This window comes from Verrucomicrobiia bacterium (assembly GCA_035574275.1).
GTDB lineage: Bacteria > Zixibacteria > MSB-5A5 > DSPP01 > DSPP01 > DSPP01.
On the sequence record DATLYY010000006.1, the window covers coordinates 1 to 18,509 of the forward strand.

General features: G+C 52.5%; 16 protein-coding genes and 1 tRNA gene. 10 read left to right on the top strand and 7 right to left on the bottom strand.

Annotation, left to right across the window (positions count from 1 at the left end; translation table 11 throughout):
• The 3 genes from VNL73_01095 to VNL73_01105 all read left to right on the top strand — a co-directional run.
• Positions 1 to 836, top strand: an 836-nt coding sequence (locus tag VNL73_01095) for a dihydrolipoamide acetyltransferase family protein (GenBank protein HXF48006.1), incomplete at its 5' end; no start/stop codon positions are given.
• Between the two features lie 70 nt (positions 837 to 906).
• Positions 907 to 1,608, top strand: coding sequence for a lipoyl(octanoyl) transferase LipB (lipB, locus tag VNL73_01100; protein HXF48007.1), 702 nt, complete (start codon positions 907 to 909; stop codon positions 1,606 to 1,608).
• 86 nt (positions 1,609 to 1,694) lie between these two features.
• Positions 1,695 to 1,771 (top strand) — tRNA-Met (locus VNL73_01105).
• Between the two features lie 39 nt (positions 1,772 to 1,810).
• Here VNL73_01105 and VNL73_01110 read toward each other — a convergent pair.
• Positions 1,811 to 2,509, bottom strand: coding sequence for a Crp/Fnr family transcriptional regulator (locus VNL73_01110; protein ID HXF48008.1), 699 nt, complete (start codon positions 2,507 to 2,509; stop codon positions 1,811 to 1,813).
• 114 nt (positions 2,510 to 2,623) lie between these two features.
• Here VNL73_01110 and VNL73_01115 point away from each other — a divergent pair, with 114 nt between their 5' ends.
• The 4 genes from VNL73_01115 to VNL73_01130 all read left to right on the top strand — a co-directional run bounded on the left by VNL73_01115 (position 2,624) and on the right by VNL73_01130 (position 8,266).
• Positions 2,624 to 3,619, top strand: coding sequence for an alpha/beta fold hydrolase (locus tag VNL73_01115; protein ID HXF48009.1), 996 nt, complete (start codon positions 2,624 to 2,626; stop codon positions 3,617 to 3,619).
• Positions 3,620 to 3,693: 74 nt separating this feature from the next.
• Complete coding sequence (locus VNL73_01120) at positions 3,694 to 5,895, top strand: prolyl oligopeptidase family serine peptidase (protein ID HXF48010.1); 2,202 nt, start codon at positions 3,694 to 3,696, stop codon at positions 5,893 to 5,895.
• A gap of 94 nt (positions 5,896 to 5,989) precedes the next feature.
• Entirely contained in the window at positions 5,990 to 6,715 is a 726-nt protein-coding gene (locus VNL73_01125) for an urease accessory protein UreH (GenBank protein HXF48011.1), read from the top strand.
• 48 nt (positions 6,716 to 6,763) lie between these two features.
• Positions 6,764 to 8,266 (top strand): hypothetical protein, encoded by a 1,503-nt coding sequence (locus VNL73_01130; GenBank protein HXF48012.1) that lies wholly within the window; start codon positions 6,764 to 6,766, stop codon positions 8,264 to 8,266.
• Between the two features lie 68 nt (positions 8,267 to 8,334).
• Here the strand turns inward: VNL73_01130 and VNL73_01135 are convergent, their stop codons facing one another.
• The 6 genes from VNL73_01135 to VNL73_01160 form a co-directional block, all read right to left on the bottom strand.
• The gene (locus VNL73_01135; GenBank protein ID HXF48013.1) at positions 8,335 to 8,679 is read right to left on the bottom strand and encodes a DUF86 domain-containing protein; all 345 of its coding nucleotides are present in this window, start codon (positions 8,677 to 8,679) and stop codon (positions 8,335 to 8,337) included.
• Positions 8,676 to 9,020 (bottom strand): nucleotidyltransferase family protein, encoded by a 345-nt coding sequence (locus VNL73_01140; GenBank protein ID HXF48014.1) that lies wholly within the window; start codon positions 9,018 to 9,020, stop codon positions 8,676 to 8,678. The genes VNL73_01135 and VNL73_01140 overlap by 4 nt, the downstream gene beginning before the upstream one ends.
• Positions 9,021 to 9,025: 5 nt before the next feature.
• On the bottom strand, positions 9,026 to 10,942 hold the full coding sequence (gene gyrB, locus VNL73_01145; GenBank protein HXF48015.1) for a DNA topoisomerase (ATP-hydrolyzing) subunit B: 1,917 nt from the start codon (positions 10,940 to 10,942) through the stop codon (positions 9,026 to 9,028).
• Between the two features lie 29 nt (positions 10,943 to 10,971).
• Entirely contained in the window at positions 10,972 to 11,256 is a 285-nt protein-coding gene (locus VNL73_01150; GenBank protein ID HXF48016.1) for a DUF721 domain-containing protein, read from the bottom strand.
• Positions 11,257 to 11,504: 248 nt separating this feature from the next.
• Complete coding sequence (locus tag VNL73_01155; GenBank protein HXF48017.1) at positions 11,505 to 12,095, bottom strand: DUF5683 domain-containing protein; 591 nt, start codon at positions 12,093 to 12,095, stop codon at positions 11,505 to 11,507.
• On the bottom strand, positions 12,092 to 12,976 hold the full coding sequence (locus VNL73_01160; protein HXF48018.1) for a diacylglycerol kinase family protein: 885 nt from the start codon (positions 12,974 to 12,976) through the stop codon (positions 12,092 to 12,094). The genes VNL73_01155 and VNL73_01160 overlap by 4 nt, the downstream gene beginning before the upstream one ends.
• 245 nt (positions 12,977 to 13,221) lie before the next feature.
• Here VNL73_01160 and VNL73_01165 point away from each other — a divergent pair, with 245 nt between their 5' ends.
• The 3 genes from VNL73_01165 (at position 13,222) to VNL73_01175 (ending at position 18,497) form a co-directional block, all read left to right on the top strand.
• Positions 13,222 to 14,757, top strand: a complete 1,536-nt coding sequence (locus VNL73_01165; GenBank protein ID HXF48019.1) for a sialidase family protein — start codon at positions 13,222 to 13,224, stop codon at positions 14,755 to 14,757.
• Positions 14,758 to 14,898: 141 nt separating this feature from the next.
• Entirely contained in the window at positions 14,899 to 17,880 is a 2,982-nt protein-coding gene (locus tag VNL73_01170) for a S8 family serine peptidase (GenBank protein HXF48020.1), read from the top strand.
• 89 nt (positions 17,881 to 17,969) lie between these two features.
• Positions 17,970 to 18,497: a hypothetical protein gene (locus VNL73_01175; GenBank protein ID HXF48021.1), complete on the top strand. Its 528-nt coding sequence runs from the start codon at positions 17,970 to 17,972 to the stop codon at positions 18,495 to 18,497.
• Positions 18,498 to 18,509 lie beyond the last annotated feature (12 nt).

Below are 18,509 nucleotides of genomic sequence, written 5' to 3' on the forward strand. Positions count from 1 at the left end.
AAGACGTCGAGGCCTTCCTCGCCTCCGGCAAGAACGCGCCGGCCATGGCGCCATCGACTCCCGGCAAGGCACCTGCCGCACCTTCCGGTCCCAGGCAGCCGATACCTTCCGCCCCGAGCGCCCATCCTTCCGGCCCCAGGGAGGAGGTTGTGCCGTATGCCGGCGTGCGCAAGGTTATCGGCGACCATATGGTAAAGTCCAAACAGACCGCGATGCACTACACCACCTTTGATGATTGCGATTTTACCTCGCTGGTGGAACTGCGCACCCGCCTCAAGGGACAAATTCAGGAGAAATACGGGGTCAATTTGACCTATTTGCCCTTCATCATCAAAGCGGCCTGCTTCGCCTTGAAGGATTTTCCGGTCATCAACGCCTCCCTTACGGGGGACAAAATCGTTTACAAGAAATACTACAACATCGGCGTCGCCGTGGGGCGGGATTCCGGCTTGATCGTGCCGGTCATCAAGGATGCCGATACCAAAAACGTTTTGCAACTGGCCGCCGAAATTGCCGAGCTTTCCAAAAAGGCCCACGCCGACAAGCTGACCTTGGGCGACATTCAAGGGGGCACTTTTTCGGTCACCAACGCCGGCATGTTCGGGGCTGTCGCCTCCACGCCGATAATCAATCATCCGGAGGTGGCCATTTTGGGGGTGCATATGATTCAAAAACGGCCGGTTGTGCGCAACGACCAGATTGTCATCCGGGACATGATGACCTTTTCACTCTCGCTCGATCACCGGCTGGTGGACGGCCACATCGGCGTCCGGTTTCTGCGCCGTCTCATCACCTACCTCGAAAGCCCCTGGGAATGGATGATGACGAATGTTTGAGGGGTCCGATTTAGTTTGACTTTGGGAGGGGCTGAACCTATTCGGCCCCTGCATTTTTCAATGCAGTTTTATGCCTAACGAATTAACCGTCATCGACTGGGGTCGTTTGGCCTACGGGGCCGCCCTCGCCCGGCAGGAAGAGGCGGTGCGGCTGCGCGCCGAAGGGAAAATCAGCGACCGTTTGTTTTTGGTTGAACATCCGCCGGTCATCACCTTCGGCCGCGGGGGGAAATCCGAACACCTTTTGGCCTCCGAGGAGGAACTGGCCCACCGGGGGGTCGAACTGTTCAACATCACACGCGGCGGGGACGTCACTTTTCACGGCCCGGGGCAGCTGGTGGCCTACTTGCTTGCCGATTTGACCGGGCGCGGGCGGGATTTGCACAAGTTTCTGCGCGAGCTTGAAGAGTCGGTCATCCATTTTCTGTCTAAATATCATTTGAAGGGTGAGCGGATTGCAGGGAAAACCGGCGTTTGGGTCGAAGGCCGGAAAATCTGCGCCCTGGGGGTGGCGGTGCGCAGCTGGGTCACCTTCCACGGGCTGGCCTTGAACGTTTCGACAACGCTTGATTATTTCTCCCTCATCGTTCCCTGCGGGCTTTCCGACCCGGTCACCAACATGGAGCTGGAGTTGAAGAAAAAGGTTGATTTTGAGAAAGCAAAGGAACATTTGGCTGCATCCATTGCGGCTGTTTTTGGGTACGAGACGGTTCAGAAAAAAGAGACGACCAATACCTCCCCGCTTTCCCGCCCGTTGATACCGGCAAAGTAGCCCGCTTTTTTCTTGACTTCATTTTGGTTATCTTTAAACTTGTTCGGTCGTTTGCAAAAAAATGTTTTTTGTGCGGCACGAAGTTTGGCGGAGTAGCTCAGTTGGTTAGAGCAGCGGAATCATAATCCGCGTGTCGGGGGTTCGAATCCCTCCTCCGCTACCAATACCGAAATTGGAGGCCGGAGATGAGAGATTGGTCAAACTACTCCGCCAATTTCTTCAGACGGGGCAAATCGGAAATCAGGATATGTTTGGATTCGGTGGAAAGAATTTTTTCCTTTTGAAAACGGGAAAGGGTCCGGATGGTGGTTTCCACCGTGGTGCCGACGGCGTCGGCGATGTCCCGGCGGGTCAGCGGAATGTTGATGCGGACCCCTTTCGGGTTCGGACTGCCGTGGTGCTCGGCCAGCTTTAAAAGTACGGAGGCGATGCGGGTTTCCACCTTGGAGGTCACCAGACTGGTTATCGTGTCGTGGGCCGATTTTAAGCGGTTCCCCAGGTATTCAATCACCGATCTGGCCACCTCCGGCGTGGAGTAAACGATTTTCTCCAGCTCCGCCCGGCGCAGGCCCAAAGCGGCGGTCGCCGTTTCCGCCACGGCGGAGGCCAGATGGGCGGGGGAGTAAATGACCGATGTGCCGCAAACCTGTCCCGGCGCCACCAGCTCGATGGCCGTTTCCTTCCCACGGGAGGAGGATTTGACCAGTTTCACCTTCCCCTCCGTGATTACATACAGCCACTCCGAGGGATCCCCTTCCCAGAACAAGTATTCCCCGCGGGCGATTTTCCGTTCCACCAAAAGCCCGGCGATTTTTTTTGCGTCCGGATCGGACAGGGCGGCAAAAAAGGGGATTTTGCGCACGAGGGCGACTTTATCCAGAACCGCGGCGGCCGCTTTCATAGACCGTTTAGATACCGAAAAAGGGTTCGGTTTGTCAATGGTTTGCCGCATATCCGGCCGATAAAGATAATGGCTGGAAAGACCGGCGGGCGAAGCTAATTTTGGGCGGAATCGGTGAGCGAAGAGAAAAGAAAAAAACATTGGTTGAAGCGGCCCTTTGGCCTCCTTCTCCGAATCGCCCTAATCTACTTCCTTTTGGGGTTGGTGCTGGCCGTCCCTTTTTCCAACCTTCTTTTCCATCCGCCCGCCCATCGAAAAATGATTGACTCCCTTACCCAGCCCGGCGCGGAGAAGATTCCTTCACTTTGGAAAGAGAGATACGGCGTCAACGTTGACGTTCTTTCCGTCACCTCCACGGCCGGGCCGAAGCCGGTTCAACTTTCCGCCTGGTGGGTCTGTCGGGATTCGACACGCAACAAGCCGACAGTCGCATTTCTGGCGGGCAATGCGGGTTTAAACCCGGCCGCCTTCGAGGATGAAATCCGGCTTTGCTGCGAAATGGGTTTCAACTGTCTGCTTATGGACTGGCGGGGCTACGGCGCTTCCGCCGGGGCACTTTTAACCTACGGCTGGTACGACCGCGGTGACTTTGACGCCGTCCTTGACACCTTGGTTGGCCGCTACGGCATCGACACGTTGCAAATCGGCATCTGGGGATACTCGATGGGGGCTTCCAACGTGGTGGCCATTGCCGCCGAACGGCCGGAAATAAAAGCCCTTTTGCTCTACGCCCCTTGGTCCGACCCCTTGCCGATGGCCGTGCATTATGTCTGGCGAAGCTATTCCGTCCCCAAGTTTCTGCTCTATTTTCCCGTCTGGACGGCCATCAAAATCGGCACCTGGCGCAATAAGGGAGGCGTTTTGGACCCGGCGGAAGAGGCCAAAAAAGTCCGCTGTCCCGTGATGGTCGTCCACGGCGACATCGATGACATCGTCCCGCCGGAGCTGACCCGCCGGCTTTTTAATTCCCTCTCCGGGCCGAAGGAACTGGTGGTCATCCCCGGCGCCCAGCACAACGATTTGTTCCAAGTCATCGGGCAGGAACGGTATTTGGGGCAAATGAAGAATTTCTTTCTGCCGCTGCTTGCAAACAAAAACCAGCCGCATTGACATAGACCCCAATGAAACCTAACTTTCGGGCTGATTTAGCCAGATTATCTGGCTGAAAAAAACCGGAGGTTGTCATGATTTCGCGGCATTTTAATTCCGGGAGCAAAGTTGTTCTTTTGGCTACCGGTTTATCTCTTTGTTCGATTCCCCTGTTGCATCCAGCCGAAGCGCCGGCCCCGCCTGCGACTCCCAAAAAGCCGGTGACGGACGAGTATCAAGACGTGAAGGTCACCGACGATTACCGCTGGCTGGAGGATTACAAAGATCCGGAAGTCCGTAAATGGAGCGAAGCGCAGAATGCGCGCACCCGGGCCTTTTTGGACCAGTTGCCCGGGCGGGAACAGATTCAAAAACGGCTGAAAGAGCTCTACGGCTCCCGTTCTTCCAGTTACTTTGGTTTGCAATATCGTGGGGGAACGCTTTTTGCCCTGAAATTTCAGCCCCCCAAAGAGCAGCCCTTTCTGGTCACTTTGAAATCAGCCGATGATCTGGGTTCCGAGCAGGTGGTGATTGATCCGAGCGTTCTGAATGCCAAAGGGACCACGTCGATTGATTTTTACTCCCCGTCCCTCGACGGGAAGCTTGTCGCCGTTTGCCTTTCCGAGGGAGGAAGCGAGGACGGCACCGTCCACATCTACGATGTAGCCGCGGGCAAGGAGCTCTCGGATGTAATTCCACGCGTCAATTATCCCACCGCCGGCGGGAGCGTTGCCTGGAAGGCGGACGGCAGTGGTTTTTACTACACCCGCTATCCGCAAGGAAGCGAGCGCCCAAAGGAAGACATAAATTTCTATCAACAGATATGGTACCACAAACTCGGTACCCCGGCTGGTGAGGACGTTTACGCCATCGGGAAAGAGTTCCCGCGCATTGCGGAAATCGAAATGGAAACCACAGACGACGGGCGTTTTCTTTTGGCCACGGTCTCCAATGGGGATGGCGGGGAGTATGCCCATTATCTTTTGGATCCCTCCGGCAAATGGACGCAGATAACCCGGTTCGAGGACCGGATTACCAAAGCGGAACTGGGACCGGATGGAGCACTGTATCTGCTTTCGCTTAAAAATTCCCTTCGCGGCAAAATTTTACGCCTGCCGCTGGAAAATCCGGTTCTGGAAAAGGCCGCCGTTTTTGTGCCGGAAGATGCCGAACTGGTCATCCAGAGTTTCGTTCCCACCGCCAGCCGGCTTTACCTTGTGGATCAAGTGGGCGGCCCTTCGCAAATGCGGGTTTTCGACCTAAAGGGAAAGCTTTTGCCTTCCGTGGAGTTGCCGCCGGTCTCTTCCGTCGGGCAGGTTGTGCGGGTGGAAGGGGATGAAGTTTTGTTTTCCAGTTCCAGCTATCTTACCCCGAACGCCTGGTATCGCTATGACCCCGCGGCGGGAACGACCGAGCGTACGGCCCTTTTTGAGACCTCCCCGGCCGATTTCTCCGACTGCGAGGTGGTGCGGGAGTTTGCCACCTCCAAGGACGGCACCAAAGTCCCGGTAAACATCATCCGTCTCAAGGGAACCAAGCTGAACGGCAAAAATCCCACCCTTTTGACCGGCTACGGCGGGTACGGCATCAGCCAGCGGCCGAACTTCAGCGATTCCCGGCGGGTCTGGTTGGAGCAGGGGGGAATCTGGGCGGTAGCCAACATACGCGGGGGAGGCGAATATGGCGAGGCGTGGCACCTGGCCGGCAATTTGACCAAGAAGCAGAACGTTTTCGATGATTTTGCCGCCTGCGCCCAGCATCTAATCAAGGCGGGCTACACCAATCCTTCCAAGCTGGTCATCGAAGGGGGGTCAAACGGCGGGCTTTTGATGGGGGCGGCGCTGACCCAGCACCCCGATTTATTTGCCGCCGTGGTGACCCACGTGGGGATTTACGATATGCTGCGGGTGGAACTGGACCCCAATGGGGCCTTCAATGTCACCGAGTTCGGCACGGTCAAAGACCCGGAGCAGTTTAAGGCACTTTATGCCTACTCCCCCTACCATCACGTAAAAGACAAAACGGCCTATCCGGCGGTTTTCATTTTGACCGGGGAGAACGACGGCCGGGTGAATCCTTTGCATTCCCGCAAAATGGCGGCCCGGTTGCAGGCGGCCAGCGGCTCAAAAAAGCCGGTTTTGCTCTGGACTTCCCGTTCCGGCCACGGTATCGGCAGTTCGTTATCGGAAAGGATTTCCCGCAGCGCGGACGTTTATACTTTTATGTTCGACCAGTTGGGCGTGCCGTATCTGGACAAGAAAACCCATCTCCAATCGACCGAAGTTGAAATAAAGTGAGCCGCTAAACCTGCGGCAGGCACCAAGGGCGGCCTTGGGCCGCCCTTTTGTTTTTCAGTGTTTATTTTTTTTTTGAATCAGTATCTTCCGCCCAATGTTTGACGGCGGAGCCATTTCCATCCTCGGCCTCGGATTCTTTTTGGGTTTAAAACATGCCCTCGATGCCGACCATCTGGTGGCCGTTTCCACCATCATCTCCGAACGGAAGGGTTTCTGGAATTCATCCCTTGTCGGCGCAATGTGGGGATTGGGGCACACCGCCTCGCTTCTTGCCGTCGGGCTTTTGGTCATCGCCTTCAATTTCCAAATACCACCCAAAATTGCTTTGGGAGTGGAATTCGCCGTCGCCATAATGCTCGTGGCTTTGGGCGGCAACGTTCTCTGGAAGATTTTCCGCGGTGCGACTTTTCATATCCATACCCACAGCCACGAAGGGCATCTGCATATCCATCCTCATTTTCATAAACCGGTGGAGCATCGGTCGGGCGAGCATACTGCTCACCACCATCCCGTCCCTATCGGCAAAACGCCCTTTTTCGTTGGAGCACTTCACGGCTTGGCAGGCAGCGCCGCTTTGATGCTTTTGGTTCTGGCCACCATCTCCTCCCGGCCGCTGGCCTTGGCCTATATAGGCATTTTCGGCATCGGCTCGGTCGGTGGAATGTTTTTAATGAGCGCCCTAATCGGCCTGCCCTTTTCTTTCACCTCAAAATATGAGCGGGCCAACAAAATCATCCGCACCACCGCCGGGGCGGTCAGCGTTTGCTTTGGCCTCTTTCTTGGCTATCAGATTTGGTTTGTGGAGGGGTTGTTTTTGTGATTCAAGAATTAATACTATCCGTTTTTTGAGAAAAAGTTTGTAAAAAGTATGACCTGGGAACAAATAGACCTAGATGAGGAGTCGTTAAATTCTTTTTTTAATGATTCTTTCTTGGGAATCAGTGATGTTTGGAGTAAAATACAATATCGAATACTCGCAGTACCTGACCCACTCACAAAACAGTTGACAGACAGTAAAGTATTGATTCCACTTGGTGTAGCTCTTTATCTACTTCCAGAAAATGAAAAAACTGTATTACCTTTGCCTAAGCCGCTGATTATTGAACCTTTTGAATTCTTAGATGGCCATATACCTTTCACCAAAGAAGCTTTTATGCAGCTTATTCACCAATTTGTGCAACCCCCTAATAATGAATTTCACCTCGATTCAGATTTTGTTCTTTGGGGAGAGCCATCTAATATTATTTACTATCAACATTTTTATGAACCAAACGAAAAGGGACCCTATCCTTTAGCTTTTCCGATTACGATCAAAAGGACGATTAAACGAACAGAGATCGACCTCTTCCGAATTTATTTTGATTCAGTTGAGAGTAGGATTAAGCGACAAATCGGGGACCGTTTGGAAAATATCGTTAGAAAATGGCTAGGGCCAACTACAAATTTTTACCAACCCAATGACCCACAAAATGAAGGAATTTTCTTAACAATTCACGCTCCTAGTTGGATAAAATTTTCGGATTTACTACTGTATGCAGATAATCTTGAGTTTTCGATTTTAGCACCTCCAAATTTAAGGCCAAAAAAAGTTAAGGTTGTCATTGATTCAAATGGGGGTGAACAATTGTTGGAACAAAGCGTTAAAGAAATTGAATTTCCAATAAAATCAAAATGGAAACTTCCAACGACCCCCAAAAAAATTGAGATTCGATTACTTTGCAATGATTTTATTTTAGAAAAAAGACAGATCCATAATAAAGGAGTATTGAATTCCCGCTTTAAGCTTTTGGAAAGAATGAGGAATTTGGATATTGATAAACAAATACTGAATATTCAGAAAAAAGTAAAGGAAAGAGAAAAAGTTAATTTGGGATCGCCAAATCATCTCGAACAATTGGTATTAGACCTGTTTACCACTTTGGGTTTCACCTGCTTTTTTACGGGAACACAAAATGACATGGCCGACTTAGTTGCTTTTAGAGAAAACGAAAAAGGAATAGCTGAATGTTACGTGATTGAATGTTCTGAAATACCCAAAGGAAGTAAAGAGCTCACCGCTTTTTTTGCGAGGACAAAAAGCTTGGGTCGAGAAATAGGGTGTGAGGTGCAGCCTATTTTCATTACAAGCGTGAAAAGGGAAGATATTAAAAACCAAAAAGATTTTGCCAAAATTGCGCTTCTAACAAGTGAAGATATTGTTGAACTGAATAACATGTCTAAGCGAAATGAACCTTTATCTAATACGATTAGATATATCGACCTTCAAATTGTACCACCCAGAGAGTACAGGATTGATCCAATTCTTGCTCAACACCCAGACATAGTGATATCAGTTTATTTAGAATATGAACGGCTTGTTGAGGATTCCTAAATATCCAAATTCCTCACGTACTTGGCGTTTTCTTCGATGAACTTGCGGCGGGGTTCCGCCGGGTTGTCTTATTTCCCGGTCTGCTTGAGAAGATTGTCGATTTGGCTCTGTAGGATTTTCAATTCCTTTTGTAGCAGATTCCACAGCAGGTTAAGGTCAACCGAAAAATACTTGTGAATCAAAACGTCCCTCATTCCGGCTATTTTCTTCCACGGAATTTCGGGATGGCGCGATTTGAATTCGTCCGGGATACTTTTCGCCGCCTCGCCAATAATCTCCAGCCGCCGGACTACGGCATCCTGCACTTGCGGCGATTGGTTGAACTCGTCCTGTGTCAGTTTGCCCGTGTATTGCTCAATTGCGCCAATGCTTTCGGCGATGTGCGTAAGGAAGATGCGCGGGTCTTTGGTCACAAGGAAACGGCTTCTTTAAGAACCCGCTCTTTGAGCAGGGGATGGAGCGAGCGGTACGTCACCACGTCCACTTTTCTTCGCAAGGCCTTGGCGAGTTCCTGCTCCAACCCCGCCAAATCCAGCAAGGTGCTTCCATCAGGAAACTCGACCAAGAAATCGATGTCGCTCGACCGCCTAACTTCGCCGCGAACGACGGAGCCGAACAGGGCTTTCCGGACTATACCGTAGCGCTCAAGAATAGGCGCGGCGGTTTTGCGGATTTGCTCCACGGTGACGCCCCCATTCCCCAATTTTTTTTGCCTGTGCCGCTTCGGCCTTGACGTCGATTTTCGCTTTACCATCCGCTTCAAATATCCAAATTCCTCACATACTTGGCGTTTTCTTCGATGAACTTGCGGCGGGGTTCCACCTGGTCGCCCATCAAAGTCGAAAAGATATGGTCGGCGGCGGCGGCGTCCTCCAAGGTCACCTGCAAAAGCGTCCGGGTCTCCGGGTCCATCGTGGTCTTCCAAAGCTGTTCGGGGTTCATCTCGCCAAGCCCCTTGTAGCGCTGGATGCCGATGCCGCTCTTTCCCATCCGCTCCAGCGTCCGGTCCCGCTCCTCGTCGGAATAAACGTAAATCTCCTGATTCCCCTTTTTCAGCCGGAAAAGGGGCGGTTGGGCAATAAAAACCTTTCCCATCTCAATCAGGGCCTTCATATAGCGGAAAAGGAAGGTCAAAATCAGCGTGCGGATGTGGGAGCCGTCCACGTCGGCATCGGTCATGATGATAATCTTGCCGTAGCGGGCCTTGGAGGCGTCGAATTCATCCGCCCCGATGCCGGTGCCCAAGGCGGTGATGAGCGTGCGGATTTCCTCGTTGGACAAAATTTTGTCCAGCCGGGCCTTTTCCACGTTCAAAATTTTCCCCCGCAAGGGTAAAATCGCCTGAAAGCGCCGGTCCCGTCCCTGCTTGGCGCTTCCTCCGGCGGAATCCCCTTCAACGATGAAAATCTCGGTTTGCTCCGGGTCGGTCAGGGAACAGTCCGCCAGCTTTCCCGGCAGGCCGGAATTTTCCAAAGCGGACTTGCGGCGGGTCAACTCCCGCGCTTTTCTGGCCGCCTCCCGGCTGCGGGCGGCGGCAATCGATTTCTCCACAATCTTCCGGGCGACGGAAGGGTTCTCTTCAAAATAGCCGCCGAGTTCCTCGCCCAAAATCGTCTCGACGATTCCTTTGACTTCCGAATTCCCCAGCTTGGTCTTGGTCTGCCCCTCGAACTGCGGGTCGGGAACCTTGACCGAAATCACGGCGGTCAGCCCTTCCCGCACATCCTCCCCCTGCAACGTCACCTCGCCGTTTTTCAAAAGCCCGTTTTTGGCGGCGTAGTTGTTAATCGTTCTCGTCAAGGCGGTCTTGAACCCGACCAGGTGCGAGCCCCCCTCCACCGTGTTGATGTTGTTCACGTAGGAAAAGATGTTTTCTACATAGGTGTCGTTGTACTGCAAGGCGATTTCAACGTCCACCCCCTCTTTGTCCTTGTGGATGTAAATCGGCTTGGGATGCAGCGCCTCGCGGTTTTCGTTCAGGTATTCGACGAACGAGGCGACGCCCCCTTTATACTTGAAGGTCTGGCTTTTTTTGGTTTTTTCCTCGGAAATTTCAATTTCAAGTCCGCGGTTCAAAAAGGCCAGCTCCCGCATCCGGGCGGCCAGAACGTCGAAGGCAAAATCGGTTTTGGGGAAAATCTCCGGATCCGGCTTGAAAGTCACCTTGGTGCCCGGTTTTTGGCGTTTGCCAATGACCTTTACCGGCGCAACCGGGTCCCCCTGTTTGTATTTCTGGTAATGCACTTGCCCGTCCCGCGCCACTTCCACTTCGCACCATTCCGCCAAAGCGTTCACCACCGAAACGCCGACGCCGTGCAGCCCGCCGGAGACCTTGTAGCTTTGATGGTCGAATTTTCCCCCGGCATGCAGGGTGGTCATCACCACTTCCAAGGCCGGCTTTTTCTGGGTTGGATGGATGTCCACCGGAATGCCCCGGCCGTTGTCCTCCACGGTTACGCTGCCGTCGGCGTTCAGCGCAACGGAAATATGATCGCAAAACCCGGCCAGGGCCTCGTCCACCGAATTGTCCACCACTTCGTAAACCAGATGGTGCAGCCCGCGCGGCCCGGTGTCGCCGATGTACATCGCCGGGCGCTTGCGCACCGCCTCCAGTCCCTTTAAAACGACGATGGTGGCGGCGTCGTAATGATGTCCGGTTGTGGTTTTATCGGTCATTTCAATTTCCGCATCCTGTGTCGGGGGGGTCATAAGAGAAACACCTGTTTTACCACCTCCGCTCCCAGTTCCTTGTTTATCTTTTCGGCAATCAAATGGCGGGTGAACATCAGCTCCTCCTTCCAGGTGGGGGAATGGACTTGCACGAAAAGCTTTCCTCCGCGCAAGTCCACCGCTTCCGATATCGCTGCAATCTTTGCACCCACAACGTTTTTATAAATCAGGACGGCCCGACTTTCCTTAATCCTTTTTTCCAGCCCCAGCTTTTGAATCTGTTCCTGCACCAGAGAACCGAGAAGAGCCGGCTCGTGCAATTTTTTCTTGTTGGGAGGTGGAGCGGCGGGCGTTTTAACACCCTTCCTGAACGTTAATTTTTGCCTCCTCTGTATATTCCGCACGCGTTTTTAAGTTAATAAATATCAATGAGTTTGGCAAGGAAAATGACTTAAAAACCAATTCCCAACAATTAATTTAACCCCTTGTGTTTTAACGGCTTGCAGGAAAGAGGGAGCGGGCCGGTCGGATTTTAAAAATTCTCACCGAAAAACGGGCAAATTTGTGTTCAAAAATCCACTTTTATTTTGACCAAAAGTGTTTGTTTTTCCGCATCCGGCTCCAAGAAAATATTGCCAAGTTGCGGCACCCCTACGCCCGTGTCCTGCGACAAATGGGCGTCCACGTAGGCATCCAATATCGAAACCACCGTGGCCGCGGCGTAAAGCCATAAAAGCATGTTTCGATTATTGGTATGGAGACGGTAATCTTCAAGCCGTTGGAAGGACGACAAGCTCGTGTCGTTTTTGGCGTCAGAGGCCCGCTTCCACTCCGCGATCGCCGACCCCAGCAAAACACCCTGCCCGCCGGCCACGATTATCGCCTTGAAATATTTTTTGTTGTACACCTGACCCCAGCCCGGAATCGCCAGCGAACGCAGAAGCGCGCCGGTGGGGGAGCGAAGATTGGATTTTTTCCCCGGCATTAAAGTGTCAGCTATCAGCGCGCGAGTGGGCGTGTCTGTTCCCTTGACGATGACGGTGTCGGTTTTCACCGGAGAATGCAGCGAATCGGTCAGAACGGTGTCCGGCTTGATCATCTGGGCGGAAGAGCCGGCGGCCAATCCGGAAAAAAGCAATAACAGAAACAGCCGGCTCATTGCCGCACCAAAAAGGGAAGTTTTTGCGGGGCGATGCAAATCGTTATCGGAAAGTTCATCTGCACCGGATCCCCGTCGATATGCAGAGGCGTTCCGGCGGGGGCCTTGATGGCGATGTTTTTGGCGCGGTAAATCTTGGTGAATTCCAGCCGGGTGTGTTTTCCCTTGAACAATTTGGGAAAATTCCAGAGTATCTGCTTTCTACTCACCCCTTCGACCAGGCAGAGGTCCAAAATCCCGTCATCCGGAACCGCATCCGGCGTCAGGAAAAACCCACCCCCTACGCGGGGCCCGTTTCCGACTGAAAGGGAAGTGGCCTTGACCGTGCGGGAGAGGGATTCGAATTTCAACTCGAGGTCAAAAGGGGTAAGCTGCTTGGATTCCGAAAGCAAAGCCCGCACATAGCGCAGTTTCCCCGGCCAGTTTTTGAACTTGTCGCTGGCGGCGGCCACCTGGGCGTCGAATCCCACGCCAAAGGAGTTGAAAAAGTACCGTCCGTCCGCCAGCCCCACATCCAGTTTGATTTCCCGCGCCCGGATGTATTCGGCGGCGAAGCTTTTCGGGTTGGTTGGAAATTTCGACAGATGACAGATGTCGTTCCCGGCGCCGGCGGGGTAGAGGTTCACCGGGATGTTTTTCCCCAAAAAATAGGGCGCGATTCTCGCAAATGTTCCGTCTCCCCCGACAATGAGAACCCGGCTCCAGCGCAGCTCGGCGCTTCTCCACCAGCGGTTCAAATCCTCCAAATTGGGGCACAGGTAGTTCCCCACTTCGAAATTTTCGGACAGGGCCTGGGTCAAAGCCGAAATCAGCTCCTTGGCCTTGCCGCTGCCGGCCTCCGGGTTGCCCCACAAAAGCAGTTTCGGTTTCAAAGCCGCCATAGCCGACTATAATATCCAAAAAAGCCAATGTCGCCAAGTTTTTTGTTGGCTTTGTCCCCTGCGGTCAAGGGGTATGGATAATGCCTTGCCCGTCAAATGGTTAACATATAAGTAAAAAATCCCTTGACAAGTTAAGGTCCGGTTGTTTTATTGCTAACAATACGAGTGGGGTGACTCACTCCACTAAGCTACTGTCTACTTAGCGAAGCAAGCCGCTCCCCCGAAGGAAGAGGACTTTTTGTTTTATGATTGGACTGTTGCAGCGTTTTTCCGAACCCCCGGTGCTTCGTTGTGAAGAGAAAAAAGCCAAAAATTCGGTTGACAATCCCCTGTTGTGCCTCATCTTACAGGCAGGACAAAACAGGGAGGTTGTTATGAATACATTGTCGATCTCTGCCGGGCTCTTCCTCTTCGCTTTTACATCCTTAGCTTTTTCTCAACCCGCCAATATCTATTATTTCTCCGGCGATGTGGACTTGGGGGTGGATTTTACCCTGTTTCAAAGTTCTGGCCAGCATTATATCGGGGCAAAGGGGGACACGGTTTACGTGGTAACTTCCAATGGCTGGACGTGGTGTTCAAAATCCACGGATGGGGGCCGAACCTTTGGCTGGCCACCGGTGCGGGTGAATTCCACTGCGGAGGCCTACAACCCCTCAATGCGGGTGGACACGGCGGGGGTTGTCTATGTGGCCTATCAGGATGAGTATGCGGACATCCGCTTTACCAAGTCGACCGACGGGGGGGTGAGTTTTACTCCGGGCATTAAAGTGAACGATGACACCATTCCCGAAACTGGCCAAGAAATGCCAGTTATTAATATAAACAATAAGGGACAGATATTTGTCGCATGGCAGGACCAGCGGAATATTCCTCGACCTGGGAGGACAGTTTTTACTGCAACAAGCTTTGATGGAGGACTAAGCTTCACGCCCAACGTTCAAGTGAGCGAGCCTGGTACAACCGCCGGCGGACCGGATATTGCCGCTGACGATAGCGGTAAAGTCTACGCCATCTATGTAGGAACTACCAGCGGGCAGCGAGGAATAGTCTTTGCTCGAAGTAACGATTCAGGGCAAAGTTATAGCCATTATACGCTAGCAAATGACCCGCCATGGTCAGGCGGTTCTCCCAGTTTGGCCATATTTCCTCCCCACATAGGCGTTGTTTGGCCGGCGAGTCGTGTGGTGGGTGACAGTCTCGAAATTACGATTCGTTTTTCTACGAGTGGCGATTACGGTCAAACTTTCTTCCCCAGCGTGCGGGTGGATGACGATACCACCGCTGATTTTAAGTTGTCGGTACTGCAAGCATCCCTCTTTATTCATAGGGATACTTTTTTTGTCAGTTGGACTGAAGAGCGTTTGGGCCGATTTCGTGACGTACTTTTTAGCTACAGCGCCGATACCGGGCGAACTTTCGCTCCCAGCAAGCAGGCCAATTCGGACACACTAACCGTTGCTGGTTCCCCGTCGCTGGCTTTAAACGAGGGAGGTAAGGCCTTTGTGGTGTGGCTTGACCCTCGGCGCGACCCCTTGTTCGGAGAGAATTGGCACCCTTTTGTGTCTGTCGGGTACCCGTTCCATTTGAAAGGGGACTTAAACTTGGACTGGCTGCTTTCGGCTACGGACGTTGTTACCCTAATAAACGCCGTTTTTCTGAACTTACCCTTTCCGGCTCCCTTTGAGAATGCGGACGCTAATTGCGACGGAATACTACGGCCCGCCGATGTGGTCTTGGAATTGCTGGCAGTATTTTTGTATGAACCTTTCCCTTGTTAAGAATGCCTGATTATGAGTCACTTTCCAAAGTGGCATCCGTTCAATTGTAGACCTCCTCCAATACGAGGCAGTCGTTCAGCTTTTTTGAAACCAGAAGTTACTTTGTTACGATTTTTGACCCAATTGCAAATGGGAGGATTTATGAAAGTGATAGGAATTATATTCGGAGCGCTGGTCCTGGCAATTGGCCTCTTTGCTCCGGGAAAGAGTCTGGAGCAAATTCCCGGTCGCCTCTATGTAATTTTCAAACCGGATAGGGCCACTCCCTATCGGCAGCCCAGCGGTTTCATTTCCAGCGGGATTTCCCGCATCGACTCAATCAACTTGGCCAATGGAATGCGGTCGTTCACGAGCATGGCGTCGGGCTGCGCACCTTGTTCTTCGCTTGTTCGAAACGACTACCTCGTGGTTTTTCCGGACACCGCCAACATTTCGGCCATAGCCAGCGCGTACTTGGCGGATACGAACGTCCGCTGGGCCAGCCCACGGTATTACACCGATTTTTCTTTTACTCCCAACGATTCGTTTTTCGCCAAGCCCTCTCCCTCCGCAACTTTTTCCAGCTACCAGTGGCCGCTGGATTCCACGCACTTGCAAATGGAAAAGGCCTGGGACATTACCAAAGGGGATACAAGCGTGGTTATCGCGATCTTGGACAGTTGGCATGCTTGGCGGCACCCGGATTTGGAGACGACCGCTTGGATAAACTCCGGCGAAGACAGGAACGGAAATGGCCGTTTCGACGCCGTTGCCTATCCAACCGGCGACTTGGACAACGTGGACAATGACACCGACGGCTATATTGACAACGTGCTTGGTTATCACTTTGATTATTACAGCGATGAGACGGGGGAGTGGATTGCGGGCAATCCCAATCCGGAACCGATGTTGAATTCCATCTGGGATACTATTAATTTTTGGGGTGGTAGCCCCCCTCCAAATTATTTCCTTTTTAACCATGGTTCCCGGACTTGGGGTAATGTCGCCGCAAAAGCCAACAACAATCGGGGAGTGGCCGGGTCCGCCTTCAACTGCCGCGCCATGCCAGTCGGATTCGACCGTGAGGTTTGGCCGGTCGTATCTCCTCTTTGTTTCACACTTCAGATGAAGCTTAAGCACGGAGTACCCCACGTCGTGAATATGAGTTTCGCCACGGACGCCACACCAACGGACAGCGTCATTCTGGACTCTCTTTATCGACTGGGAGTCGTCTTGGTAGCGGCCGCAGGTAATGGCTTACCAGTCACAGATACCGCAAAGTATCCAGCCCGTCATCCTAAAGTGCTCTCCGTAGCAGCCACAGACAGCAACGACTACCGGGCAGATTTCTCGAACGTCAATTCCACCGTTGACCTCTCAGCTCCCGGATTCAATTATATGGTCTTCCACGGCTTTGATGCGGATAGCAACAAATCGGTGGGGTATCGATACGCCTCTGTAGATAGTATCAGCTCGTATACTCCGTATGTTATGTCGGGTACCTCCTTTTCTTCACCGCAAACTGCGGGAGTGGCTGTCTTGTTGCGCTCACTTTTCCCCTCTTGGGGACCAGACCAGATTATAGCCAAGTTGAGAAGCTCAACGGACACGATCCGATGTTGTCGGGCGGGCTCAAACCCACAACAGGAATCTACATTCATTACTTCTGGAAAACTTGGTACCGGGCGGCTGAATGCCTTTAAAGCGGTGACGTTTTACGACACCATCCCCAAAGCTCAAACGGATACAACTCTCTCTGGAACAATCTATGTTTCCGGTGACCTTCTAATTCCGGCAGGAAAGACGGTAACGTTGAATCCGGGGACGGTTTTGAAATTCTACCCGGGTGATATTTTTAACAAAGGTTCGGCTGCCAAACGGGGAGAAATAATCGTGAAGGGGACGTTGGTGGCGATCGGGAATCAAAACGATTCAATAAAATTCATCTCCTACCGTGCTACCCCGCAGGATACGGACTGGTACGCGGTGCGGGTTGACTCCGGCGGTTCTTTCAATGCGGTATACTGCCAGTTCAAGAACGCATATGCGGGAATCGATTATAAAAATTCGGCCTCCGATTCGGTAAAGTACTGTCTGTTCGAGAAAAACTATATGTACGGGATTATAAGTAAAAATCCCAAGCTGAAAATTCTCAACAGCAGCTTTATTGACCAGCGCAACTATGCCGTCTATTTGGATCAAGCCGATGACACAGTGAGCGGCTGTTATTTCAAGAATAATCAGTACGGCATCAATGCCTACAAATCCTACGGCAAGGTTTCCAACAACACCATCATCGCCAAGGATTACACCGGCACGTTCGGTTTTCGGGCCGAAGGGTACCAAGCCGGGGAGACCCGGATATTGGACTTTACCAACAATCTGGACAGCGGGCAATTCTTCGATGCGGCAGTAGTGGCCAACAATCGGGTGAAAGTGCAGTGCTCCCGCATACGCATCGTCCGGCAGGCGATTTTCCCGGTGCCCGACCCGCCGCCTTCAAATATTGGTATTCTCAATGAAGCTGAACACCCCGTTACCGTGCGAACCACCGTGATGCGGGTGGGGGGCTACACCAGCAATGCCGCCCCCAACGTGCAGGTGGACGGGGGAACGCCCATCGATTTGGGACAAACCGGCGCAGATGCCGGAAACAACTCCATAGTGCCGGGAACGGGAGGAAAAGCCGTTTTGAATAACACCGGCAATATGGTCTTGGCGCAAAATAACTGGTGGGGAACGGCCAGTCCCCCTCCTTCATATTTCTCCGGATCGGTCACTCATTCCCCCGACCTCGGTTCGGAACCGACCCCTTGTTCCCCCGTTCCACGGATTACGCCCGGCGGTGAAACCGGGAATTTGCCCTTGGCCTTTTCGCTGGGGCAAAATTATCCCAACCCATTCAATCCCACCACGACCATAAGTTTCTCGCTACCCTTGGCCGAAAAGGTAGTTCTGACGATTTACAACATCTTGGGACAAAAAGTCAGAACGCTCGCGGATGGTGAAAAACCGGCAGGCACGCATCGACTGATTTGGGACGGCAAGGATGGGAGCGGAAGGGTTGTTTCGAGTGGGCTTTACCTTTACAAGCTTGAGACGGTTAGTTTCAGAGAAGTAAAACGGATGATATTCCTGAAGTGATGGTTCGAAAACTCAAATTCGGTCTTGCCCTGCTCCCCTCTCCATTCTATGGAGAGGGGCCGGGGGTGAGGTGAAAATAGGAGGAAAAAATGAAAAAATTATATCTGGCATTCGCGATAGCCCTGATGTTTTCAGGTTCGGTCTGGGCGGACAGTATAAAATTGACCACCACCACCTCGGCCTCGGCCGATAAAGTGGGGGATGTGACAAGACCGGGGCTGCTTTTCAAATTTGAACTTCCTGCTGAATTGGAAAACGCCCGGATTGACTTGGCCTATCTGCGATTCAAAGTCGAAGCGGATACGGCCGGGCAGGCCATCGGCTTGCTCGTCCGGCCAATGCTGGAATCCTGGACTTCCGGCTCGAAGCTATTTGCCCTTTCCGATTCCACCGCTTCCCCCTACCATGTCAATTATGGCCGGCTTTCGCTCAAGAACGGCTCGGGAAAAATAGAAATGACCCAGACGGTGAAGGCATGGCAAACCGGCGAACTAAGCAATCTTGGGCTCTTGGTTTACCCGGATGAGGCAAAGGAGGGCTCTTTCCAGTTGCAAAATCTGCCCGGTGGTGGCGTGGCGGAATTGGAAATCTTCTACACGGCTCCGGCGAAAGAGTAACGGAGAAACTCC